The organism is Nitrospiraceae bacterium (assembly GCA_020632595.1).
Classification (GTDB): domain Bacteria; phylum Nitrospirota; class Nitrospiria; order Nitrospirales; family UBA8639; genus Nitrospira_E.
Map to the genome: position 1 here is coordinate 19,172 of JACKFF010000009.1, position 24,496 is coordinate 43,667.

Annotated in this window: 23 protein-coding genes; 17 read left to right on the plus strand and 6 right to left on the minus strand. The window is 49.6% G+C overall.

What is annotated here, in order from left to right:
• Positions 1–90: 90 nt before the first annotated feature.
• Entirely contained in the window at positions 91–504 is a 414-nt protein-coding gene (locus tag H6750_15080; GenBank protein MCB9775631.1) for a YjbQ family protein, read from the minus strand.
• Between the two features lie 332 nt (positions 505–836).
• On the opposite strand from H6750_15080, the gene H6750_15085 reads away from it, so the two are divergent.
• The 6 genes from H6750_15085 to H6750_15110 all read left to right on the plus strand — a co-directional run bounded on the left by H6750_15085 (position 837) and on the right by H6750_15110 (position 7,378).
• Positions 837–1,379, plus strand: a complete 543-nt coding sequence (locus H6750_15085; protein ID MCB9775632.1) for an SH3 domain-containing protein — start codon at positions 837–839, stop codon at positions 1,377–1,379.
• Between the two features lie 440 nt (positions 1,380–1,819).
• Positions 1,820–2,710, plus strand: coding sequence for a presqualene diphosphate synthase HpnD (gene hpnD / locus H6750_15090; protein ID MCB9775633.1), 891 nt, complete (start codon positions 1,820–1,822; stop codon positions 2,708–2,710).
• Positions 2,707–4,095, plus strand: coding sequence for an FAD-dependent oxidoreductase (locus H6750_15095; protein MCB9775634.1), 1,389 nt, complete (start codon positions 2,707–2,709; stop codon positions 4,093–4,095). Before hpnD ends, H6750_15095 begins: the two co-directional genes overlap by 4 nt.
• A gap of 34 nt (positions 4,096–4,129) precedes the next feature.
• Positions 4,130–4,789 carry a uracil-DNA glycosylase gene (locus H6750_15100; GenBank protein MCB9775635.1) on the plus strand — a complete coding sequence of 220 codons (660 nt, stop codon included), beginning with the start codon at positions 4,130–4,132 and terminating at the stop codon, positions 4,787–4,789.
• Positions 4,790–5,459: 670 nt separating this feature from the next.
• Positions 5,460–6,212 carry an endonuclease/exonuclease/phosphatase family protein gene (locus H6750_15105; protein MCB9775636.1) on the plus strand — a complete coding sequence of 251 codons (753 nt, stop codon included), beginning with the start codon at positions 5,460–5,462 and terminating at the stop codon, positions 6,210–6,212.
• A complete protein-coding gene (locus H6750_15110) occupies positions 6,197–7,378 on the plus strand; it encodes a hypothetical protein (protein MCB9775637.1) in 1,182 nt (393 codons plus the stop codon). Before H6750_15105 ends, H6750_15110 begins: the two co-directional genes overlap by 16 nt.
• A gap of 507 nt (positions 7,379–7,885) precedes the next feature.
• Here H6750_15110 and H6750_15115 read toward each other — a convergent pair.
• The 4 genes from H6750_15115 to tldD all read right to left on the minus strand — a co-directional run bounded on the left by H6750_15115 (position 7,886) and on the right by tldD (position 12,074).
• Positions 7,886–8,587, minus strand: coding sequence for a 1-acyl-sn-glycerol-3-phosphate acyltransferase (locus H6750_15115; GenBank protein ID MCB9775638.1), 702 nt, complete (start codon positions 8,585–8,587; stop codon positions 7,886–7,888).
• A 57-nt stretch (positions 8,588–8,644) separates the two neighbouring features.
• On the minus strand, positions 8,645–9,145 hold the full coding sequence (locus tag H6750_15120) for a hypothetical protein (GenBank protein ID MCB9775639.1): 501 nt from the start codon (positions 9,143–9,145) through the stop codon (positions 8,645–8,647).
• A gap of 93 nt (positions 9,146–9,238) precedes the next feature.
• Positions 9,239–10,609 carry a TldD/PmbA family protein gene (locus H6750_15125; protein ID MCB9775640.1) on the minus strand — a complete coding sequence of 457 codons (1,371 nt, stop codon included), beginning with the start codon at positions 10,607–10,609 and terminating at the stop codon, positions 9,239–9,241.
• Between the two features lie 37 nt (positions 10,610–10,646).
• Positions 10,647–12,074: a metalloprotease TldD gene (gene tldD, locus H6750_15130; protein ID MCB9775641.1), complete on the minus strand. Its 1,428-nt coding sequence runs from the start codon at positions 12,072–12,074 to the stop codon at positions 10,647–10,649.
• Between the two features lie 240 nt (positions 12,075–12,314).
• Here tldD and H6750_15135 point away from each other — a divergent pair, with 240 nt between their 5' ends.
• The 11 genes from H6750_15135 (at position 12,315) to argJ (ending at position 23,058) form a co-directional block, all read left to right on the plus strand.
• Entirely contained in the window at positions 12,315–13,100 is a 786-nt protein-coding gene (locus tag H6750_15135; protein MCB9775642.1) for an isoprenyl transferase, read from the plus strand.
• A gap of 80 nt (positions 13,101–13,180) precedes the next feature.
• Entirely contained in the window at positions 13,181–13,990 is an 810-nt protein-coding gene (locus H6750_15140; GenBank protein ID MCB9775643.1) for a phosphatidate cytidylyltransferase, read from the plus strand.
• 33 nt (positions 13,991–14,023) lie between these two features.
• Complete coding sequence (locus H6750_15145; GenBank protein ID MCB9775644.1) at positions 14,024–15,193, plus strand: 1-deoxy-D-xylulose-5-phosphate reductoisomerase; 1,170 nt, start codon at positions 14,024–14,026, stop codon at positions 15,191–15,193.
• Positions 15,194–15,210: 17 nt separating this feature from the next.
• Positions 15,211–16,602: an RIP metalloprotease RseP gene (rseP, locus tag H6750_15150; protein ID MCB9775645.1), complete on the plus strand. Its 1,392-nt coding sequence runs from the start codon at positions 15,211–15,213 to the stop codon at positions 16,600–16,602.
• A gap of 93 nt (positions 16,603–16,695) precedes the next feature.
• Positions 16,696–18,417, plus strand: a complete 1,722-nt coding sequence (locus H6750_15155; protein MCB9775646.1) for a proline--tRNA ligase — start codon at positions 16,696–16,698, stop codon at positions 18,415–18,417.
• Between the two features lie 228 nt (positions 18,418–18,645).
• On the plus strand, positions 18,646–19,101 hold the full coding sequence (locus H6750_15160; GenBank protein ID MCB9775647.1) for a bifunctional nuclease family protein: 456 nt from the start codon (positions 18,646–18,648) through the stop codon (positions 19,099–19,101).
• A 55-nt stretch (positions 19,102–19,156) separates the two neighbouring features.
• On the plus strand, positions 19,157–19,627 hold the full coding sequence (locus H6750_15165) for a bifunctional nuclease family protein (protein ID MCB9775648.1): 471 nt from the start codon (positions 19,157–19,159) through the stop codon (positions 19,625–19,627).
• A gap of 37 nt (positions 19,628–19,664) precedes the next feature.
• Positions 19,665–20,093 (plus strand): 50S ribosomal protein L13, encoded by a 429-nt coding sequence (gene rplM, locus H6750_15170; GenBank protein MCB9775649.1) that lies wholly within the window; start codon positions 19,665–19,667, stop codon positions 20,091–20,093.
• 45 nt (positions 20,094–20,138) lie between these two features.
• Positions 20,139–20,531, plus strand: a complete 393-nt coding sequence (gene rpsI / locus H6750_15175; GenBank protein ID MCB9775650.1) for a 30S ribosomal protein S9 — start codon at positions 20,139–20,141, stop codon at positions 20,529–20,531.
• A gap of 198 nt (positions 20,532–20,729) precedes the next feature.
• The gene (locus H6750_15180; protein ID MCB9775651.1) at positions 20,730–21,806 is read left to right on the plus strand and encodes an N-acetyl-gamma-glutamyl-phosphate reductase; all 1,077 of its coding nucleotides are present in this window, start codon (positions 20,730–20,732) and stop codon (positions 21,804–21,806) included.
• A gap of 43 nt (positions 21,807–21,849) precedes the next feature.
• Positions 21,850–23,058, plus strand: coding sequence for a bifunctional glutamate N-acetyltransferase/amino-acid acetyltransferase ArgJ (gene argJ, locus H6750_15185; GenBank protein ID MCB9775652.1), 1,209 nt, complete (start codon positions 21,850–21,852; stop codon positions 23,056–23,058).
• A 57-nt stretch (positions 23,059–23,115) separates the two neighbouring features.
• On the opposite strand, the gene prsR is transcribed toward argJ, so the two are convergent.
• The gene (prsR, locus tag H6750_15190; protein MCB9775653.1) at positions 23,116–24,495 is read right to left on the minus strand and encodes a PEP-CTERM-box response regulator transcription factor; all 1,380 of its coding nucleotides are present in this window, start codon (positions 24,493–24,495) and stop codon (positions 23,116–23,118) included.
• Position 24,496: the final 1 nt, after the last annotated feature.

The window sequence follows — 24,496 nt, forward strand, 5'->3', positions numbered from 1 at the left end:
ATTCCAGGCGAAGGTAAAAATTTTCGGAGAAGGCAGATCATCAAAATTTCCACGGTATTTTCACATGACTGGAACCCGTTTGCCAACTCACTACTCTCCAATGATCTTCACCAACACCCGCTTGCGACGTCTCCCATCAAATTCCGCGTAAAAAATTTGTTCCCATGGACCAAAGTCCAAGCGTCCCTTGGTGATAGCCACAACGACTTCCCTGCCCATGATTTGACGCTTAATATGAGCGTCACCATTGTCCTCTCCGGTTAGATTGTGCCGGTACGTTCCCGTCTGCGGCACAAGGCGCTCAAGGAACTGTTCATAATCCTGCAGCAACCCGGCTTCGTCATCATTAATATAGACACTCGCAGTGATATGCATGGCATTCACAAGGACGAATCCCTCTTGAATCCCACTTTGTTGTACCACCTGTTCCACCTGAGAGGTAATATTCCGATATTCCCTGCGTTCCTTGGTCTGAAACCAGAGTTCTTCCCGATACGATTTCATGTTCCCTCCCCAACCACAAATTATATCCGAGGTGTATTTTCCATAACGCTGATCCCGATATCAATCCTCATTGCCAGACACAACAGGTAACTCAAATCATTTTATGCTTGGAATGAACTGGCTCGTTTCATCCTGGGCGCTCTGTTTGTCATAAGAAAAGACCATGTTCCCTCATCAATATGCTGGGAGGATTTGACAGGAAATAGAAGTGATGTTAATAAACTTCATGAATGGGTATTTCTTCGTACACGACCTGCTGATTTGGCAATTTCATACCACGCCAATCCGGCATTGACACTGCTTGCAGACCTCACGACAAAAAGGAGATAGGCATGATGACCTCGACAATCGGTGCGGTGTTCTCCCCGGAACAACCTTCTCGATGGAACGTGCTCCTTGCCCAGGAGCCTGACAAAGACTTGGAATTCGACGAAGGATTGGAAGAGGACGATCTCAACCAATCCAAGCCTCCTTCAAGGAAACCACTTTTTTGGATTGTCCTGTTGTTGTTGATTGTTGGGGGGGCCTATTGGGTTCTCAACTCAAATATCTTGATGCCTCAAGGGACCGCCACCGATACGGCTGCCATTACCAGAAATCAAGACCAGACCGGCATCACACCTCCAACCTTTCACGAGAATCAGGAGGTGTCACTGACAGATACTCTGGGAAGGTTTCTGCTGATGGGTGATCCTGCCAACACCACGCCTGGTCCGATAGTGAAACCAGGAGAAACACTCACAATTCTGGATGGAGCCTATCAGGCAAACGGATGGGTCTACCAGGTTCGAACACCAACGGGAAAAACAGGTTGGATCTCTGCCGAAAAACTCAAGTCACAGCCTCAAAATACGGGAAAGAGCTCCACCCAGTAAGGAGCAGCTTTCCAAATCTTCAATGGGTTGGCCGGCCTTACGTCACCTAAAGGATCAGGGGTTCGGTTACCCAGAATTATTCGATGTTCTGTTGAATCAACCGCAAAACATTCCACCCCATCCTGGATATTATCCACTCCCCCTGCATTGAAGAGCTTCGCAAACCTTGCTACTCTGGACCCTTGCTCACGGTAGTGTATTCGCCAATGTAATCCTTGTCATACTGGAGCCCAGTGCCCCACTGATGAGCCCTCAAGCGCTATGCAAAAAAATAAGGGAGTCCACAACATAACCATCCAACGCAGCAAGGAGCGCAAATATCGTCGGTGGCTTAACCTCACACTCCTTGTCTTGAGATAAAAAATTCGCCGTTACCCAGTTACACATTTGTCCCCGCGTTTCACGATCATTGCCCGGCTACCGCCTTTGGGAAATACTCCATGAAACCCATGACTCCTATTGAAGCACAGACGTTTTGCACCAAATATACAAAAGAAAGTGGCAGCAACTTCTACTACTCGTTTTTGTTCCTGCCACAGCAACGGCGGGAAGCCATGTACACCATTTATGCCTTTTGTAAAATGGTGGATAGCGCCGTTGATGAGCCGGCACCTGGAAGCCATCCCATCGAAGAAATCCGTAAATGGCGACAAGAGGTGACGGCTACCTATCAAGGTCATCCAACCCAACCGGTCACGACGAGTCTCGCCGCCCACCTGCAGACCTTTGATATCCCGGAAACTCTCCTTCAAGAATTAATTTCTGGTGTAGAAATGGATCTGACTTCCAATCGATTTGCGACGTTTGCTGATCTGTATCAATACTGCTATAGGGTTGCTTCGGTGGTTGGTCTGATTTGCCTCAAGATTTTCCAAACCCAATCCCCTGCGGCGGAGGACTATGCGGTCAACTTGGGATTGGCATTTCAATTAACGAATATTCTTCGTGATCTCAAGGGGGATGCCGAGCAGAACCGCATCTATCTTCCGCTCGAAGACTTACAGCGTTTTGGTTATTCGGAAAATGCTCTCCTGCACCAGCAGGAGTCGCCGGCGCTGGTTGAACTTCTGAAATTTGAATGCGAAAGAGCTCGCACCTATTACCGTCAAGCTCAAGAAATTCTTCAAACCCTCCCTCCTTCCGATCAAAAATCGCTGGTGGTTTCAGAAATCATGCGTGGAGTCTACAGCCGCATTCTCCAACAACTCGAAGACCCGCACTACCAGGTATTCGGCCCACGGGTTCGAGTCGCCCCTCTACAACGACTCGGGATTGCCGCTCATATTTGGATTCGATCTTTTCTTTCCCATAATATTGCGCCAACAGTGTGACACACCACATTCTGATACTGAGCGGAAATCTGCCAGGATTACTCGCGGCCTATCGGCTCATCCCCTACGGATTCCGGATCACCATCCTCGAGAACCACAATCCTGTCTCTCCGGCCCCATTATCTTCGCATTTTGCGAAACCGATAGAACCGGATTATCCACCATCCCTTCAACGCCTCACGACGCAGCCCTTCCCACTTATTCTCCCACGCTATTACCATGCCACATGGGCACTTTTTCAGGAACTGGCCTTCGAGCACGCAGCCCAATGCATTCAACCGGTCAACCTGGAGTTCGGGACATCCGAAGGTCAAACACTCACCCTCTCCAACGCGAAGGGAATCGCGACTCTTCATCCCATGATTCGACTCGCCTGCTTTCGCGCCCTTCCCTGGGCAGATCGCTGGCACTTGATTAATTTTTTAGAAAAAAAATGGGAAGAGCCCCGTTCACCAGATCACCACCCTGACATGCTCACCGTTGATTCCTGGCTGATTTCCGCTCAACAATCGGCTCTTGCACGACAACGTATCTGGAATCCATTCTGTCGATTGTTTTTAGGGTGCGATGTAATCCAGGCATCCCTCGGGTATTTCCTGGAAGTACTTTCTCGATTCTGGTTATCCAAACCGAATGGACCAGAAACATTCCTAGCCTCACCTGACACGCAGAGCCATCTTCAACAAAAACTCAGACATGTCTTATTAGAAAAAGGGGTCACGTTTTATCCCTCAAACGCCATCTCCGGCATCCATGCCGACATCGAACGGATTCAAGCCATTGGCCTGGCTAACGGCGAGCGCCTTAACGCCGACATCTATGTCTCGCCCCTTTCCCCTCCAGAGCTACTTCGACTCCTACCGGAAAGAGCTCCGGCACGTTTTTCGTGTTTTTCCCATTTGGCTCAACTGCAGGAATCTTCGGGAACACTGGTCCGATTGACCCTTAACGACGCACTTCTTCCCCCTCGGCTTATTCTTAATTCCGGTGTATTTGATTGGGTCACCAGCCAGGCCGTTCCAGACACGGATGGCCCAACGACGTTGATTACGGGTATCAGCCTCTCATCTTTACCATCGCCATTACGCACCGACGACTGGCTGAAAGAAACCGTCTGGCCTCATATCAATAAGATATTCAACGTTTCCCCTAAGCAGTCATTGCAATATAGAGAGTCAACAGACACGCTATCCGTTTACCCGTATATTCCTTGCCTGACTGGTTTCCGCACCTTTCGTCCTCTGTCCAAGACACCCATTCCCAATCTCTTTCTTGCCGGTCCCTGGACGGCCACCCCGCTTCCCCCTTCTCTGGAAAGCACCGTCCTGAGTGCCTATGCCTGCGCCAGAGCTGTCACTGAATGGGCCCAGACCCCTTCGCATTGACATCCTAAACCGTCAAACCTAAGATCCCCTCTCAATGGATCTTCATGAACTCAAATCATCCCTTCACGACTGCCGACGATGTGGCTTGTCTTCAGGACGCACGCAGGTGGTGTTTGGGACAGGGCATCCTCAAGCTGACATCATGTTTGTCGGAGAAGCCCCGGGTTTCTATGAAGACCGGCAGGGAGAGCCTTTTGTCGGAGCGGCAGGAAAATTACTCAACGAGTTACTACAATCTATCGGGCTCAGTCGTACGGATATTTTTATTGCTAACGTCATTAAGTGCCGGCCACCCAACAATCGAGATCCTCTTCCAGAGGAAATCGAGACATGCAAACCGTTTCTGCTTCAACAAATCGAACTCATCAAACCTAAGTTGGTGTGCACTTTAGGAAACTTTGCCACACAAACATTATTGGAAAGAAAAGTCGGTATCACCAAAGTTCGCGGGCAGGTCATCCGAATGCCCAACTTCATCGTGTTCCCACTGCTTCATCCGGCAGCCGCACTCCACCAGGGCAATCTGCGAATTCCTCTCAAGGAAGATTTTCAAAAACTCAAGACGGTTCTGGACGATATGAGCAAAACTCCCACGCTTCCGCAAACCGCGTCACCACCAACCCTTCCTGCTTCCAAAGCCTCCTCCAAAAAGGAAACTCCAGCCGATCCACCCACCCAAATGAGCCTGTTCTAGACACCATTTAATCAATTTACTAGCAGATGCGGGGTTTCGCCCCCGCGCCACGAGCCACTTTTGTTTCGGCAAAAGTGACCAAAACCATTGACGCCCCGTCTGGCCTCATGAGAGGGGACGGACGCCAACTTGCGGAGAGCGGACCAACTCGCCTGGCTCAAACAAGGTCCGCAGGGGAAAAGAGCGTCCCTCCCTTTGCCCAGACGGCAGGCGTCGGAGTTCTCAGCTACTCGATCATTCTGAGCCCCTTCGACTTCGCTCAGGGCAGGCTCCGCGAAGAATCTGTGCCCAGCTCAACGATAGTGTTCGTACTTAAAAAGGGAACAGATGGATGTATGCGTTTTGTCTCAGCATCGAATAATTCTCAAAGAGACACGAATCTTTCCTTGACATATTCCGACGATTATTAAATCATTTCCTGACTTGATATGTTCATGGGGATTATTGGGTGGTACCGCAGGCCAGTGGTTTGAAATTGAGCTAATTATACGAGGGGATGTTATGCGGATTCGGATAACATGCCGCGATAAATAGACCATGAGGTGCACCTCATGAAAACGACGGCAAACATGGAACTTTTCTGAAAATTGGTTGGCGTGTTAGACGGACAGGAATACACAGAACCGGCTCTTATGCGGATCCGTCTAAACATTGTTAACTGTCTCTATCTATGAAAGTAGTAACTTGGAATTGTAACGGAGCACTGAGGCGAAAACTTGCAGAGGCCGATAGCTTGCAAGCTGATGTGTTGGTGATTCAGGAATGCGAAGACCCAGCGCTATCAACTCCTGACTATAGTGAGTGGGCTGGCTCTTACCTGTGGGTTGGCGAGTCAAAAAGTCGTGGCATCGGCATTTTTCCTCGCAACGGTCATAAAGTTGAAAAGTTAGCTTGGAGTGGCAGCTTTTCTGTGCCCGGGCTACTCAGCAGTAGTAAAACACTGAATTGGAATACGGAAGAGCTAAGACTTTTTCTTCCTTTCAACATCGATGGGAACTTCACTGTATTGGCCGTCTGGACCAAGGGGCGCAATGAAGAAGCATTTGGTTACATGGGGCAATTCTGGAAGTACCTTCAGATCCACCGTGAAGATCTTAGCGGGCCAAAGACAATTATTCTTGGTGATTTTAATAGTAATGTACGCTGGGATAGGACTGACCGTTGGTGGAATCATTCTGACGTAGTCGCGGAGCTTAAAGAATTGGGTTTTAATAGCCAGTATCACCGAGTATTCGAGGAAGAGCAGGGAAACGAGACCAGCCCCACATTTTACTTACAGCGGAACCGCCAGAAGGCGTATCACATCGATTACGTTTTTACCTCGTCTGATTTTACGGAAGAATGTACTTTGCAGGTTGGTCAGCACGACCAATGGATTTCAATAAGTGACCACGTGCCATTGACCTTGTGCATCAACAATTAACAATCGGCTGCACTGCGACCGATTTTCCGCCGCTTCGCGGCTCCAAACCGGCGCGTGAGCCGGGCGTTGGGCATTCCGAATGCCAACGTATTCACCCCCGCGAAGGCGCGATGCATATGAAATCACTCGTTCTCGTACTTGGAGCAGGAGCTAGCAAAGAGGTTAATCTACCTGTTGGCGGTGAACTGAAGCAGCGGATCGCTGAATTGCTAGACATTCGCTTTCATGCCGGCTCCCAGAGGAGTGGCGACCATTTAATAGGAGAGGCCTTTCGGCTTGCCACTGCTGCGCCCAATGAGGAGCACGGAGACATCAATCTATTGCTCCACGCGTCAGGGATGATCCGCGATGCAATGCCACAGGCGAAATCGATTGATAACTTCATCAACGTACACCGCACAAATAAAGACATTGCGTTTTGCGGCAAGCTAGCAATTGTAAGATCCATCTTGCAGGCAGAAGCAAAAAGCAATCTGCTGGTAGATTCCTCCAACATCCACAACAAAATCAATTTCGTGGCTATCAAAAACACCTGGTTTACTGAGTTTTTTCAGCTCCTGACCGAAAACTGCCAGAGGGACGACCTACGACTTAGGCTTCAACAAGTCGCAGTCGTGAGCTTCAACTACGACCGCTGCTTTGAGCACTACCTGTACTTCGCCCTCCAGAACTACTTCGGTATTTCTGCAGAGGAAGCGGCAGATCTACTCGCTTTGCTCGAAGTACATCATCCCTACGGCAAAGTCGGCGAACTACCGTGGATGCACCAATCTGGTGCGGTCAAGTTTGGAGCAATACCCAACGCCGAACAGCTGCTCAGCGTTTCAAAGCAGCTTCGAACCTTTGCAGAAGGCACTGATCCATCGACCAGCGACATTGAATCGATCAGAGCTGCAGTGCTCGGCGCGCAGCGTCTAATCTTTCTCGGGTTCGCATTCCATCGCTTGAATCTTGAGTTGCTTTTCTTAAATACCGGCTCGGAACCGAGAGCGCGAACAGAATCCGTATTTGCTACAGCGTTGGGCCTTTCGTACAGCGACATTGATCATATCCGCCTCGAACTTGTCGCCAAGACTGGCGTTTTGCACGACAAGACCAATGTACAAGGCAATTTAACTTGTGCGAGCCTCTTTCATGAGTACAAGCGAGGTATGTCGCTTACTTAGCGTATGAAACGTGTTCTACACACGCAGAAGCCTAACCCCCGATACACCCAGCTTGCCTCTGTCAAACGCCTGCCGCCCGGCCCTAGGGGTGGACCCTCTCATCAACCAGCGGACCTTGTCTGAGCCCTTCGAAAACTCAGGGCAGGATCCGTGAGTTGCCCCACTATAATTAAAGGAATCCTCGTATCAGCAGACTCCCCTGGCCTTGTGATGTGGCCGAGCAGTGCAGCCGACCCCGGAGAAAAGGCGCGCATTGTGTGAGCCTTGCGAGTTTGCGCGCCGCCGGGGTCGGCGAACCGCGCAGGAAACCCGAAGGGCCACAGCACGGCCAAGATGGTTTTGGCTACTTTTGCCGAAACAAAAGTGGCTCGGCTGCCGGGCCGAAACCCGGCAAACCTTCAACATTGTAGACAGGTTTTCAAGACAGATACCGACTTACAACTGCGGATATGACGGAAATGTGATGGATATGCCCACCCCTACCAAGAACGGCAGAGCAAACTAGGATCAGGAGTCACCCGAGAGAATACTTTGCCGCAACGCTTCAATTTGTTTCATAATTTCCCTCGTACACAATTGAAGGGATTCCTTACTCGGACGAACCTCTTGGGGGAATTGCAGGGGTTTTCCATATCGAATTCTCGCTTTACTCGGAATCACTAGGGTTTTAACCATCGACGTCACCGAATGGGGACCATCCCACACGATGGACGACGGAATGACGGGCGCACCTGATTTTATGGCCAGATAGCCAATGCCTAAATACCCCGCATCTAAACGATATCGATCCAACCCGCCTTCGGGGAAAAGGCCGATCACCTCCTGTGCTGCCAGACCACCTAACATCATACGAATTGCACGGATATCCCGCTTCCCTCGTTGTACCGGAATACAGCGAAACGACTGAAACACCCAACGGAGATGGGACTGCGCATAGATCTCTTTCGCCATTAGAAACCGGATAGGCCGTCCTGCGGTGGCCATTAAGACCAATGGGTCCCCCATGGAGGTATGGTCACACACAATCAACGCTGGTCCGTCTATGGGAACCTGAGATGGCTCTATCACCCCCACACCATACATGAGCCGACAGACCAAGAAGTTTAATCGATGCAGGACAGGATAGACGAAGCCGGATTGTGTCCCTGGAACCTTCAACGATGAAAAGGAAAAGGGGGGATGAGCCGGAATAGAACGAGGTCTCTGCATGCCATGATTTTTGAAAGTAGGCACAAGAGACCTGAGAGGAGCCTGGCTGAGAATAACTTAAATGGTGGGTTTTTTAGCGTGAGATGGATTTTCTTTAGAGTCGGAATGATCCCCGGCTTCAGCAGATGGTTCTGACTCCTCAGAGGATTCCGCCTCCGCATCATCATCTCCCTCTTCTTCCGGCTCTTCAAACCAATTGACGAGCATGTCTTCCCACCAGGCCTCATTGACTTCCGAACCGGGATCTTCTCCAAACAATCCTGTCACCTGGTCTTTGGTAAAACTCGGATCAATGACCGTGGGTTTAAACAATGCCCGGTCAATTACTTCCTTGGTGGCAAAGCCGCCCACAATCCAAGAAGGTGGATCCGCCCGGCGGGATTTGTAGGCTTGCAGCCCGACCTTAAGGTAAAGAAAGGCTTTGCGTTGATCTTCGTCTTTCAACCCGGATGGGGGCAAACTCAAAGTCTTTTCAATTTTCTTTCTCCATTCCCGTGCATTATACCGGGAAGTGATCAACTGGAGAACTTTTGCCCCATCCTCTTTTTCCAGTGGCATCCTGACTCCTTATGGCCCTCGGGCCGCTTTCTGACTTTATGAAATAGATAGGTAATCGATAAACTCTAGAATAAGATCTTGTCGGCAATACCTCTAATGACCGGCAACCATCATCTTGCGAATTTTAACGGTAGGACTGGCCACTCGGCCACGAAATTCGAGATCATTCCCGACCATCTCAATATCCTTCAGTATCTGTTGTAAATTCCCGGCAATGGTGACTTCCTCCACCGGATGGGTCAGCTCTCCATTTTCAACCCAAAACCCTGCCGCTCCTCTTGAATAGTCTCCCGTGACAAGGTTCACACCAAATCCAATCAGATCCGTGACGTACAACCCTCGCTTCATAGATTTGAGAATTTCATCTGGTGAATAGGAGCCTGGCGAGAGAAATAAATTCGTGGCACCCACTGTCGGATTTTCGCCCACGGATCTTGATGCATTGCCCGTGGATGCCATCCCTAATTTTCTTCCTGAATACGTGTCTAAGAGGTAACTCGACAGCACCCCTCTATCGATCACCAGGGTTTTTCTCGTGGCCAACCCTTCCCCATCAAAGGGTCGAGATCCCAGCCCTCCGGCTAACCGACCATCATCAATCACTGTCACCAAATCTGAAGCAATTGACTTTCCGAGTTGTCCCAAAAGAAACGAGGCCCCCTTATATAAGGAATACCCTGATACCGCTGAGGAAATATGCCCTAGGAGGCCTTTGGCCGTTTCCGGATCGAAAATCACGGGAACTTCTTGTGTCGTAATGGTCCGACTCCCTAGCCGCCTCACGGTTCGGCGAGCGGCCTCCTGGCCGATCGATTCCGGGCTATCCAATTCATGGAATTTACGCTTCGCGGAGTACCAATAGTCCCGCTGCATACCGCCATTTTGGCTGTCCAACGCGATGGGCGACACAGAGAGTGAGTAGGAAGAACTGGCATATGATCCAACAAACCCATGGGAATTCGCCAACAAGATCGATCCATAGCCGGCCGAACACTCAGCCCCTTCAGAATTGGTGATACGGGGATCTGCCGAAAACGCGGATTGTTCGGTTCGCTTGGCCAGGTCTATTTCCTCATCAACTGCCAATTGCCGATCATCTTTCATATCCATGTCGGGGATATCAACCACCATTTGATCCGGCGCCGGCAGGCCTGAAGTTTCATCTTCAACCACAGCCCTGGCCAAACTACATGTGTCACTGACTAAACGATCTAACGAGGCTTTGGAAAAATCCGACGTAGAAGAACTGGCTGAACGCTTGCCAAAAAACACCCGAATGCCCAAGACCTTCTCACGGGCTTTGGAAAGCCGATCCACCTCTGACATCCGCACCTGCACTGAGACTGAATCGCCTTCCGCCACAAGAAGATCCGCCTCCGTTGCCCCTAAAGCCTTGGCTCGTTTGAGAACCATGGCAGCCAACTCGGGGAAACGGTCACCATATGTGGTGGGGAGTTTTGACATTAGTAAATGGGAAGAAACAAAACGGGAGGATTATCCATCAGCCCATCGCCGTGCCACCGACGATCATTTCATCGATTTTAATGGTAGGAAGTCCCACGCCGACCGGAACCGATTGACCATCTTTTCCACAGGTCCCAATTCCTTCATCTAATTTCATATCATGTCCAACCATAGAAACTTTCTTAAGCACATCAGGACCGTTCCCAATCAACGTCGCACCCTTGACCGGTTTGGTCACCTTCCCATCCTTGATTAGATAGGCTTCGCTCGCTGAAAAGACGAATTTTCCACTGGTGATATCAACCTGCCCACCCCCAAATGACACAGCATATAATCCGTTTTTCACCGACCGAATGATATCCTGCGGATCGGATTCTCCTGCTAACATAAAGGTATTCGTCATACGTGGAAGGATAATACTCCGGAAATCTTCCCGTCTTCCATTTCCCGTTAACGGGATCCCCATCAAACGGGCATTGAGCCGATCCGTGATATAGCCGCGCAATACACCTTTTTCAATGAGCATGGTTCGTGACGTCGGTGTCCCTTCATCATCAATATTCATCGAACCACGCCGAAATGGGAGTGTCCCGTCATCCACAATTGTACATAATTCGGAAGCAACGGATTTTCCCACTAAATCACTAAAGGCTGACGTTTTGCGACGATTAAAGTCCGCTTCCAACCCGTGCCCGATAGCCTCGTGAAGCAGGATGCCCGGCCATCCCCCACCTAAAACCACGGGCATGGTGCCGGCGGGAGCTTCGACGGCTCCGAGATTCACAATCGCCTGACGTGCGGCTTCCCGGGCAAACTCCATCGCGCGGTTCTGCTCCAGATAGAAGGCAAATCCGACTCGTCCCCCTCCTCCAAAAGATCCAACCTGGCGATTGGCCCCATCTTCGGCAATACAGGTAATCTGGAGACGAGAAAGAGGCTGCACATCCCCCACTAGTTGCCCTTGGGAGTTGATGACTAAAAATATTTTCTGTTCCGTATTAAACGAGGCCATGACCTTGGTAATTCGCGGGTCATATCGTCTGGCTTCCACGTCAATTTTATTCAGGAGGTCAACTCGGGTTTCTGTTGAAATATCGGTAAGCGGCTGAGACAACGGGTAGAGATTCTGGGAGGGCTGAGAACGATGCGTAACGGCTATGGGGTTGTTTCCATGGGGAGAATCGGCAATATACCGTGCCGTATCAGCTGCAATTTCCAGGTCTCGAACAGATAGATCATCTGAATAGGCAAACCCGGTTCGTTCTCCCGCCACCGCTCGAACACCCGCCCCCTGGGAAATACTTTTGACTGCACGTTTAACGAGGCTTTCCTCCATAGATACGGAATCAGTCACGCAGGACTCGACATACATGTCCACGTAATCCACTCCCCGAGCAGTGGCCTTACTTAAGGCCTGGAGGACATCCTTTTCTTGGAGGGCAAAATCTGAAAGGCTGGGTACCATAGGACATCAATTACAGCGAAGCACGTTATCTATTTAGCAAGCTATCTAAGAAACAAAAACGGAGTATAGCCCATCTCCCATGTGGGCGCAATTTCAATGAAGATCGTCCCGTTGGTAATTTGACAAGAATCGCTTTCATTATTAGACTGATTTTGTGGTGAAATTTTGCCGAGCTCCTAAAATCTTTCAGTAGAATTCCAACGCAACTCTTTCCCATACGATCGGGTTCAGTACAACTCCATGGATGAATTTCACGCGGTGGAAGCAAGACAGGTTGCTGAAGGCGAATTGTTGAATCAACTTGACCTCACCTCCCTTCCCCGACATATCGCCATCATCATGGATGGCAATGGCCGATGGGCCGCTCAACGCGGGTTGCCGCGAATTGCCGGCCACAAAGAAGGTCTCCGGGCACTTCAAGATGTTCTGGAAATTGGGCATGAACTCACGATTCCTTATATCACCATCTATGCATTTTCTCAGGAAAATTGGAAACGCCCTCATTCCGAAATTCGACTACTTATGGGATTACTCGAGCAGTACCTGCATCAAGAACGCCAACGGTTTCAGGAGCGCCAGGTACGATTTCTACCAATTGGTCGACTGGAACAATTGCCCCTTTCCGTCCGTTCTCTGGCCTTGGAGGTGGCAGAAGAAACCCGCCATTTGACTCAGCGGACGCTTGCAGTCGCCCTCAGCTATGGGGGGAGAACCGAGATTGTGGATGCCGTGCGGAAAGTCGCAATCGAGATTCAGATGGGATCACTCACACCAGACCAAATTGATGAGTCCGTGTTTGAACAATATCTCAGCACCTGGGGCCTGCCGGATCCAGATTTGCTCATCCGTACATCCGGAGAGGCGCGAATCAGCAATTTCCTTCCCTGGCAAATTGCCTACACCGAACTCTATTTTACCAAAACCCTGTGGCCTGATTTTCGTCGCGTTGAGACTCTGCTCGCCTTGCTTGATTATCAAAAACGGGAGCGTCGCTTTGGCCGAATCACCCAAACTGTTTCGCCATAAAACCGTCTGTGGCTTTCCTGCATACCCGGCACCCTTCTTCTTGTTTATCTGACGCACTGCCCCTTTTACTCCAATAAATAATGGATCCCCGCCGACTGTACTCAGCCATCGTATTTATCCCTTTGCTCTATGCGGGAATACGCTATTCCCCACCCTGGCTGCTTTCTCTCCTGATTGGCACAGCTTCTCTCCTCGCATTATGGGAATTTCTTACGCTCTATTTCGGGCCAACCGGCACTCTTCGCACCAAGATGATCTCCTGTCTGGGTGCCGTCATACTCCTTATTGCCATGTATACCGGCTTCTCCCAAGCCTTGAATCTCTGGCTCTTAGGAATTGTTATGGTTGTTTTAACGGGGTTTTTTATATCCCCGACTGCCATGAGGCAACGGCTCCCCCTATGGGCGGCCTATCCCTTTGGAATACTGTATGTCGTGGTTCTGCTCGGGCATTTCATACTCCTCCGGCAATTGCCCCATGGAATCGCCTTAATCTTTTTCGTCTTAGCGATCACATGGTTAGCTGATACCGGTGGATTTGTCGTAGGCTTGTCTCTTGGACGACATGCCCTGGCGCCAGCCCTGAGTCCTAAAAAAACGATTGAAGGTTTGATCGGAGGGATACTTTTTTCCGTGGTGGGAGGCCTCATCAGCCACTTTTGGTTTCTCCCCTTTTTCTCGTTGGGGGAATGCGCTATTCTCGGCATGGGTATGGCCATAATCGGAGCGCTTGGTGACCTTGCAGAATCCGCGATCAAACGTAGCGTGAGTATCAAGGATTCAGGCACAATCATTCCAGGCCATGGGGGAGTGTTGGATCGTGTGGACAGTCTGCTCTTTACCGGCCCGGCCTTTTACTACTATGCCCTCTTCGCGGGCTCAACCCAATAACCAGACCGTGCACAACCATAGGGAGAGAATCTGGTGAAACACATCGTCATCTTAGGATCTACTGGATCGATTGGGAAGAGTACATTAGATGTCATCTCCCGATTCCCAGAAGAATTTCAAGTAGTCGGCTTGGCCGCCGGTTCAAATGATCAAGCCCTTGAGGAACAGATCCGCATTTTCAACCCAGAAGTGGTTGCGCTCTCCTGCCCGGATGCTGCCAATCGATTGCGAGCACGAATGGGACACGCCGCCACGGAAATTTTGGACGGGGAACAGGGGCTCTGCGCCGTCGCCAGTGCATCAAAAAGTGATTTAGTGATTTCTGCGATCGTCGGTGGAGCAGGACTCAAGCCCACCTTGACAGCCATTCAAGCAGGCCGGCAGGTTGCGCTTGCCAACAAGGAGCCCATGGTCATGGCAGGCCGGTTGATGCAATTGGAAGCGCACAAGCATGGCGTCACCATTTTTCCTATCGACAGTGAACATAGCGCCATTTTCCAATCCATGGAGGGCCACCGAAAGATAGATATTCGCCGGATCGTGTTAACCGCTTCCGGCGGACCGTTTTGGGATTGGCCAATCAATGACCTGGAACACGTAACCCCCGAACAAGCGATGCAACATCCAAATTGGAAAATGGGCGCTAAAATCACCACCGACTCCGCCACCTTGATGAATAAAGGCCTGGAGGTGATTGAAGCCCGATGGCTCTTTGATATCCCTCACAATCAAATTGATGTCGTCATTCACCGAGAAAGTATTATCCATTCTTTGGTAGAATATTGTGACGGGTCAGTCATCGCACAATTAGGACATCCCGACATGCGAACACCGATTTCCTATGCTCTCAAATACCCGGAACGCATTCCTTTGAATCCTCCACTCTTGGATTTGGGAAAAATTGGGAAATTTACCTTTTTCCCGACTGATTCGAAAAAATTCCCCTGTCTCCAGTTAGCCTACGATGCACTGGCAGGAGCGGACGGGCTTCCACCCACATTAAATGCCGCAAATGAAATTGCTGTCGGGGCATTCCTCAAGAAACAAATTGCCTTTTTGGATATTCCCAGAGTGATTCAGGAAACGATGAATGCCTATACCGCAACTCCCGTCACATCCATTGAAGATGCCTTGGAGGTAGACCAATGGGCCCGACGCACAGCCACAGAAATGATGAAAGCCTGCTCCTCTTCACCAATATGAACCCGCGATAAACACCCATGAATAACCTGCTGGCATTTTCTCCAGATTCCATCTTTCTATTTGGGCAAAAGTTATGGTGGTTCCTGGTCGTACTGGGAATCCTTGTAACCTTTCACGAATACGGCCATTATCTGGCCGCTCGATGGGTGGGAGTCAGGGTACTCAAATTTTCCATCGGTTTTGGACCAAAACTCATTGGTCGCAAGATTGGTGATACAGAATATCTATTGGCAGCGATTCCTCTTGGAGGATATGTCAAATTATATGGCGAGGAAGCGTCAGAGGCTGTTTCATCTGCTGAACAACGTGAATCCTTCATTCACCAGTCGCTTCCACACAAAACGTTGATTGTGGCGGCTGGCCCAGGATTTAACTTTATTCTCAGTTACCTGATTTTTACAGGAATGCTGGCATTGGGGTCACCCCTGTTTGTGCCCAGTATCGACAATATCACACCGGTCATCGAAGCCATCACCCCAGACTCCCCAGCCGAAACTGCCGGATTACACATCGGTGATCGGATAATCCGGGCCAATGAAGAAGACATCTCAACTCTGGGCGAACTATACCAACAGGTCGGTAAGGCCCATGGGCGACCCGTCACCCTGGATGTCATTCGTGGGGATACCGTTAAAACGCTGATCATCACTCCAACGGTTCAAATGGTGCCAGATCGCCCGGACGAACCTCAATACATTTTGGGCATTGAGGATCATGCTCCACTTGTCGGGGGAGTCATGCCGGATACCCCTGCCATGGCCGCAGGTCTTCAGCAAGATGACCGAATTATTCAAATTAATGACACGCCGATTGTCACCTGGTCTCAGATGACCGAGATCGTTCGCCAACACCCCGGAACCCCTTTAGAAGTTCAGGTTGATCGCGGAGGACAGACCGTCTCTCTTCGCATCACGCCTGAAAGCCAAACCGTTACCTCTTCCGATGGGGAAACCAACTCTGTCGGCCGCATTGGGATTAAACTAGCCGGTGCGGGTACGGTGCTCAAAAGCCCCTCTCTATTTCTTGCCCCCTGGGATGGACTCAAGGCCACATGGAAATGGTGTGAACTCACCGTTATTGGTTTATACAAACTCTTAACGGGAGAAATTTCTTCAAAGCATCTGGGTGGCCCGCTGATGATTGCCAGTGTATCAGGCGAACAAGCCCAACAAGGCCTTGCCAGCGTCGTGTGGCTTATTGCGATCTTAAGTATTAATTTGGGCATTTTGAATTTATTACCTATTCCCATTCTTGATGGTGGACATCTCTTCTTTTTTGCCTGCGAAGGCATTTTAGGTCGCCCGTTAGGAGACCGGTCGAGAGAAATGGCCCAACAAATCGGATTGGTCTTATTGGTCTTCCTGATGGCCTATGCGACCTGGAATGACATTAGTCGCCTACTCCAATAATTCCACCTAGTTGAACGTCTCATTGCCTTTTGCTATCCATGTGAGTTCTCTCTGCGACTCAGCCTGTCCTCAACCCTATAACCAGGTGTCTTCATGCGTGTATCACAATCATTAATTCCAACAATGCGACAGGATCCCGGGGAAGCCGAAGTGGTCAGCCACCGGCTCATGCTTCGCGCCGGTATGATCCGAAAGGTCGCCGCCGGTATTTATTCCTACCTTCCATTAGGATTGAGGGTCATTCGAAAAATTGAGACCATTGTTCGCGAAGAGATGAACTGGATTGGAGCGCAAGAACTGTTACTCCCGATTCTCTCCTCAGCCGAGCTTTGGAAAGAAACTGATCGCTGGGATTTTTACGGAAAGGAACTATTTCGATTACATGATCGCCATGAGCGGGACTTTTGCCTGGGCCCCACTCACGAGGAAGTCGTCACCGATTTATTCCGTCGAGAGGTCAGTTCTTATCGTCAATTGCCTGTCACGCTATATCAAATCCAAACGAAATTTCGGGATGAAATTCGCCCCCGGTTTGGCATCATGCGAGGGCGGGAATTCATCATGAAAGATGCATATAGCTTTGATCAGGATGTGGAAGGAGCCAAACGTACATACCAAGACATGTACGACGCCTATTGCCGTATTTTTGCCCGCATGGGCCTCGAATTTCGCCCAGTGGAGGCCGATACCGGCCTGATCGGTGGCATCTCTTCGCACGAATTCATGGTCCTAGCCAACACGGGAGAAGAACTCATCGTTTTTGATCCGGACACGCAATATGCAGCCAATGTCGAAAGGGCCGAGATTGCCCCACCCACCATCGGGGAGCCCGAGACCCCACTTCCGCTGGAAAAGGTCTCCACACCCAATGCCAAATCTGTTGAAGAGGTGTGCGCCTTGCTCAACGTGCCTCCTTCCCGCCTGGTGAAAACCCTTCTGTATCAGACGGGTACGGATGAGATAACCGCGGTCCTGATCCGAGGGGACCATCAAGCGAACGAAATTAAAATCCAACGACATCTCGGTATCCATGAATTATCTTTGGCGACCCCAGAGATGGTCCTCCGCTTCACAACGGCCCCTGTCGGCTTTGTCGGCCCGATCGGTCTTCAGAAAATTCGAATTCTGGCTGATCAGGCCGTGGCCGCTTTGAGGAATTTTATTGTGGGTGGAAACGAACCAGACGTCCACCTCATTCATGTCAATATTGATCGGGATTTTGCCATTGAGAGCATAGGAGATTTTCGCCAGGCCCAGGCCGGTGATCCTTCCCCACGTGGAGGCAGCTCTCTCCAAACAGCCAGAGGAATCGAAGTGGGCCATATCTTTATGCTGGGGACAAAATATAGTGAAAAAATGGGGGCAACCTACCTTGATGCTCAAGGTCAGACCCTTCCTGCTGTGATGGGGTGCTATGGCATTGGTGTCAGCAGAGCAGCGGCGGCAGCCATTGAACAAAACCATGACGACAAAGGCATCTGTTGGCCCATGCCGATTGCCCCATTTCAGATCCACATTCTTTCGGTCACGGCATCAGAAAATGTCCGTCAAGCTTCCGAACAGCTTTATCAGGACCTTTCCCAAAATGGGATAGAGGTGTTACTTGACGACCGTGAGGAACGAGGTGGAGTGAAGTTTAACGATGCAGATTTGCTCGGCATTCCTTTCCATATTATCCTTGGTGATAAGGGGCTGGCACAAAATACCATTGAAATCAAAGACCGTAAAACTGGCGAAAAGCATCACATTTCCTGTGAGAAAGCCTGTGAGTGGATAACTGCCGCAGTCAGAGCAAAGCTCGAATGTCAAAGATGATAAAAAACAGATCAAATGCAGGTTGGTTACCGATGCCCCCTCATACATGGTATAATTTGATGAGAATTAATGCTCTCTTTCCTGGGGACGACCAATGTCGAGATCTCAAACCAGGGCAGAGATAGACAAGCCCTTCTTTTCATTGACAATACATATTCCTGAATGCTAACTTTCAAGGTTTGATTTTCAAGTACAATACACTTCCTTTATTTATGACTGGCAGAGCGTATGTTGAATCAAATGAACGTGAGGGGTCTTTTATTTGATCCCTATAACAATGCCTATATTGTCATCCTGAGAGATGAACAAAATTCCGACATGCTCCCAATCTGGGTTGGGAAGGCCGAAGCCAGCGCGATTAGTTTTGCCTTAGAGCGGATCGCTCCTCCAAGGCCGATGACCCATGATCTCATGAAAACGGTGCTTGATAACATGGACGCTAAGGTCATCAGTACGGTCATTACAGATTTGAAAGACAATACGTACTTTGCCAAAATCCATCTCCTTTTTGGAGATTCCGAGTTCACCGTTGACTCTCGGCCAAGCGACGCGATTGCCGTGGCCCTTCGCACGGATGCTCCTATTTTTGCTTCCGGGGAAGTGCTCCATAAACAAAACTCAGAAGAATTGGAACGATGGCTGGAAAACCTCAAGCCTGAGGATTTTGGCAAATCAGATGTCTAGCTGATGTTCATGTGGCCATCAGAAATATTTACGATTGATAGTGAGTATGTTGGTGATGACTGAAACAAACACATTAATTCCGTTAAAGGTCCATGGAGTTTTGGTCGATCCGAATACCGACACGCAAATCGTGGTCTTACGGGATGAAAAAAATTCAGAGGTTCTTCCCATATGGGTCGGAACCGCCGAGGGAACATCGATTCGGTTGGCCTTGGAGAACGTCATCCCGCCCCGCCCCATGAGCCATGACCTTATTTGCAGCTTTGCCTCGCACCTTGGATTTTCCCTTAACAAAGTCGTGATCACGGAAGTCAAAAATAATACGTATTTTTCAACGCTGTTTCTGTCCAAAGATGACTTGGAGAAATCGATCGATTCAAGGCCAAGTGATGCGATTGCCCTAGCTCTCCGTTGTCAATGCCCCATCTACGTAACCCCGGAGGTGCTGGAACGTCGCGGGGGGGAAGATTTGGATACCTGGCTTTCCAAGCTCGATCAAAAAGGATTAGAACAAACCGATATCTAGAGATGTAATCAAGTAGAGGAAAGGAACTCTGACACTCATGCGATCTTATCAAGCTAAACCGCTGGAAGTTGAACGACAATGGTTCTTAGTCGATGCTAAAGGGAAAACCGTTGGACGCTTGGCCGCGAAGGTTGCTTCTATCCTTCGTGGAAAGCATAAGCCGACGTTCACCCCGAATGTCGATACAGGCGATCATGTCGTCATCATAAATTCCAGTGCAATTCAATTCACCAGTAATAAATTTCGTACAAAGATCTATCATCATCACACCGGTTACCCTGGGGGAATCAAAGCCATTACCGCTGAGCATCTTCATGCAAAGAAACCAACCGAAGTCCTTACCAAAGCCATTCGTGGGATGCTTCCAAAATGTACCTTAGGTAAACAAATGGCCAAAAAGCTCAAAATTTATCCTGGTGCCGAGCATCTGCATCAAGCGCAAAGCCCAACGCCTCTAAACCTCTAAATTCATCAGTTACTGTTCCAACGAAAAAAGGAGACCTATTCTCACATGGTCGATACCATTCAATACGCAACCGGAAAAAGGAAAAACGCGATTGCCCGAGCTTGGGTAGAACCAGGGCAAGGTGACATTCTCATCAACGCACGATCAGTCGATTCATATTTCCCTCGACTGACGCATCAAATCCAAATACAAACGCCATTCGAGGTCACTAAAACAGGCGGGCAATTTAATGTCAAAGCCACATTGACAGGGGGAGGCGTTTCAGGTCAGGCGGGAGCCCTTCGCCATGCGATTGCCAAGGCCTTGGCCTTATATAATCCGTCGCTGCGGGATCCCCTGAAAAAAAACGGATTGCTTACCAGAGATAGCAGGGTGAAAGAACGGAAAAAATACGGGCAAAAAGGCGCCAGAGCCAGGTTCCAATATTCCAAACGATAATTGGCCGGTTCACCATTCACGCAGAATTATGGGGGAGGCCTTCCGGCCTCCCCTTTTTTAATCCAACTTCTGTATGATGCCGTTGCCATTCCAATCTAACTGTTCACCAACTATCGGTTGGCCCAAAGGAAATTCATTTCACAATAGGTATCCTGCTCAACCTTTCTCCCCCTCAATCAACTTTCTTGAAAAATGCCCATGGATGGAAAAATTCGTGTCGCGGTAATTGGAGCCAGCGGCTATACAGGTGGAGAATTACTTCGATTACTCACTCTCCACCCTCAGGTCATACTGACCCGTGTGGTAGCGTCTGAAAAATCTGAAGGCCTCACTGTCGCTTCGTTACTTCCTCATCTTACGAAGATTTATGACTGTTCATTGTCTTCATTGAATGTCGACTCGATCGCCAAGGAAGTTGATGTGGTTTTTCTCGCGCTTCCTCATACGCAATCCCTGCAACCAGTAGCCGATTTTCTCTCACAGGGAAAACATGTCATTGACTTGAGTGCCGATTATCGTCTTCAAGATCCGATGGTATATGAGCAATGGTATCAAACACCCCATACCTTCCCTAGCCTGCTCAAACATGCGGTGTATGGACTCCCAGAACTCAATCGCGCGGCTATCGCCAAGACCAATCTTGTCGCCGTTGCCGGATGTTATCCCACCGTCGCTATTTTGCAACTTGCGCCCTTTGTGGCCCAAGACCTCATTGAGCATACCTCAATTATCATTGACGCAAAGTCCGGCATTTCAGGAGCCGGTCGCACACCTGCACTGGGAACCCACTTTCCTGAATCTCATGAAGCCATTCATGCCTATAAGATCGGCAAACATCGCCATGTGCCGGAAATCGAACAGGAGTTAACACGACTGATTCCTGCTCCATCTTCAAAAACAGCGTTATCCGGTCCATCCATAATTTTCACGCCTCACTTAATACCGATTAACCGAGGCATTCTTAGCACGGCCTATGCCAAATTGAAACCTGGTATTGAGCAAACCCATCTGGATGCAGCTTATGACAGTCGGTACCGAGATGAATATTTCATTCGACTCTTTCCCAGTTCCGAGGCGGTAAATCCGAAAAATCTGCGAGGATCAAATTTTTGTGATCTCAGTTGCACCTATGATCCTCGAACGGGGTATCTCATCACCACAGGTTCACTGGACAATCTCGTAAAAGGCGCAGCCGGGCAAGCGATTCAATGTATGAATCTTATGCTAGGACTTCCCGAAACACTCGGATTGGCCGCGCCAGGCCTCTTTCCCTAAAACATTGTTAACCGGTTTCTCCTGACGAGAAGAGGATGCTCTCATGTCTAAACGCATAAAAGGCGGGATCACTGCCCCCAAAGGGTTCCTAGCCGCAGGCATTCATTCTGGAATCAAAAAGAACAAGCAGCTTGATATGACCTTGATCGTGTCAGAGAAGCCCGGACCTATTGCCGGGGTGTTCACTGCCAACAAGCTTCCGGCTGCTCCCGTGATTCTCGACCGGCTTAATCTTAAAAGAGGCACGGGTCAAGCATTCATTGTTAATAGTGGCAACGCTAACGCATTTACCGGATCGGAAGGATTGGCCCATGCCAGGGAAATGGGCCGGAGAGTTGCCGACGCACTCACAATTCCCCTTCACCATGTGTTTGTCGGATCCACTGGTGTAATTGGGGTTCCCTTACCGATGCCGGCAATACGAAACGGGATCCCCATTTTGATCTCACGTCTACGTAAGACCGGTCACCAGGAAGCTGCCAAGGCGATCATGACAACAGACACTTTTCCCAAGGAAATCGCGGTTCAAGACCGAATTGGCGGAAAAATAGTGACAATAGGGGGAATTGCCAAAGGTTCAGGAATGATCCACCCGGACATGGCGACCATGTTAGCCTATGTCACCACAGATGCAACCATTGACAAAAAAACGCTACAAACGACCTTTCGCGCTGTCACCAACCAAACATTTAACTGTATTTCTGTTGATGGGGAAACCAGCACCAATGACACGGCCTTATGTCTGGCCAACGGGGAAGCCGGAAACTTACCCATCAAAACCGGAACGACGGCGCATGGCAAATTTGAAGCCCTCTTATTTCAAGTCTGTCACCATCTGGCCCTGGAAATTGTTCGGGATGGCGAAGGTGCCACCAAAATCATTGAATTCCAGATCACGCATGCCTCCAGTGACAGGGCCGCCAAACAATGTGCCAATACCCTGGCCACCTCTCCTTTAGTCAAAACCGCTATATTTGGGACGGATCCCAATTGGGGGAGAATTGTGGCCGCATTAGGACGGGCCGGTGTCCCTGTTAAAGCGGAGAACCTTCTCATTGGATTCAATGAGATTCCCATCGTCAAAAACGGGAAAGGGCTGGGGCCTCAGGTCGAGCGCCGAATTAAACAGGAAATGAAGAAGCCCTTTCTGAAGATCCTTATTTCACTCGGAATGGGCAAAGGATCTTCCAAGATCTGGACAACGGACCTGACCTACGATTACGTAAAAATTAACGCATCTTATCGATCCTAACTCTTTTTCTCTGTTCAATTTGGAAATTGGGAATTGTCTATTATCGAAGAGGGATAGTTATTTTTTTATATGGTGGCGGGAGATTAAATCATGCAGGGTCGGGCGGCTCACTCCAAGGATGGTCGCAGCCTTGGTAATATTTCCACCTGTCTTGGCTAGAGTTTGCTCAATCACTCGCCTTTCGACCGTATCTCTGGCTACCTTCAACGTAAGCCCATCTTGACTCTCATCGGGAGGGGATAAATCTAAATCTTCCGGAGCAATTCTTGGATTGTCGGTTAGCGTCACGGCGCGACGAATCCTGTTTTCTAATTCCCGAATGTTCCCGGGCCAATGATATTGCTCGAGTGACATCAAAGCTTCCCTGGTAAAGCCGGAAATCTTCTTTTTCGCTTCTTCTGAGTAACGTTGAAGCAGCGATTTGCCCAACATCACAATATCGCCACCCCGCTCCCGTAAGGGGGGAGCCGTAATGGTCACGGTATTCAATCGATAATATAGATCTTCCCGGAAGCGGCCATCTTTCATTGCCAGTTGAAGATCCATATTGGTGGCTGCCAGGACCCTTGTGTCTACTGGAATTTCGACGCGTCCGCCGACCCGCTCGATACTTCGTTCTTGTAAAACCCGAAGCAACTTGACTTGTAATGCAGGAGAAATCTCACCAATCTCATCTAGAAAAAGCGTCCCGCCCTGGGCCGACTCAATTCGACCTGGACGCTGGAGATGGGCTCCGGTAAACGCACCTTTCTCATGTCCAAACAGCTCGCTTTCTAGCAACGTTTCGGGAATAGCCCCACAATTAATCGCGATAAAGGGGCCATCCTTTCTGTGACTTTGCTGATGAATCGCCCGAGCCACTAACTCCTTTCCTGTCCCACTTTCTCCAACAATTAAAATAGAAATATCCGAACCGGCCACTCTCCGGATGGTATCGAATACTTTAACCATGACCGGGCTGCTCCCGATAATTTGAGGAAACCCCCGTTTCGCCTCACGCTCCAGAAGTTTTTGGTTTTCTTTTTCGAGGCCGGCCAAATATCCGGCCCGCTGCAGAACAACTTTTAACACATCCAAGTCTACAGGCTTTTCCATAAAATCATATGCACCCAATTGAATAGCCTTGAGCGCATTCGCTCGATCCTGATTCCCCGTGATGACGACCACCTTCACCAAAGGATTCACCGAAAGCAATTGTTCCAAGGCAGACAGTCCCTCCGTCACCCCACCGGCATCAGGTGGCAAACCTAAATCTAAGGTGACCAGTGAGATCTTCTCTCGTTGAAGAATATCGACAGCTGCCGCACGGTGATCTGCCTCATAGATCATATAGGAGGATTGTAATCCCCACTTCATCTGTTCAAGAATTTCTTGCCGGTCATCAACCAGAAGGAGTGAAGGACGATGTGAATGTTCAGCAGGCGGATTAGACTTCATG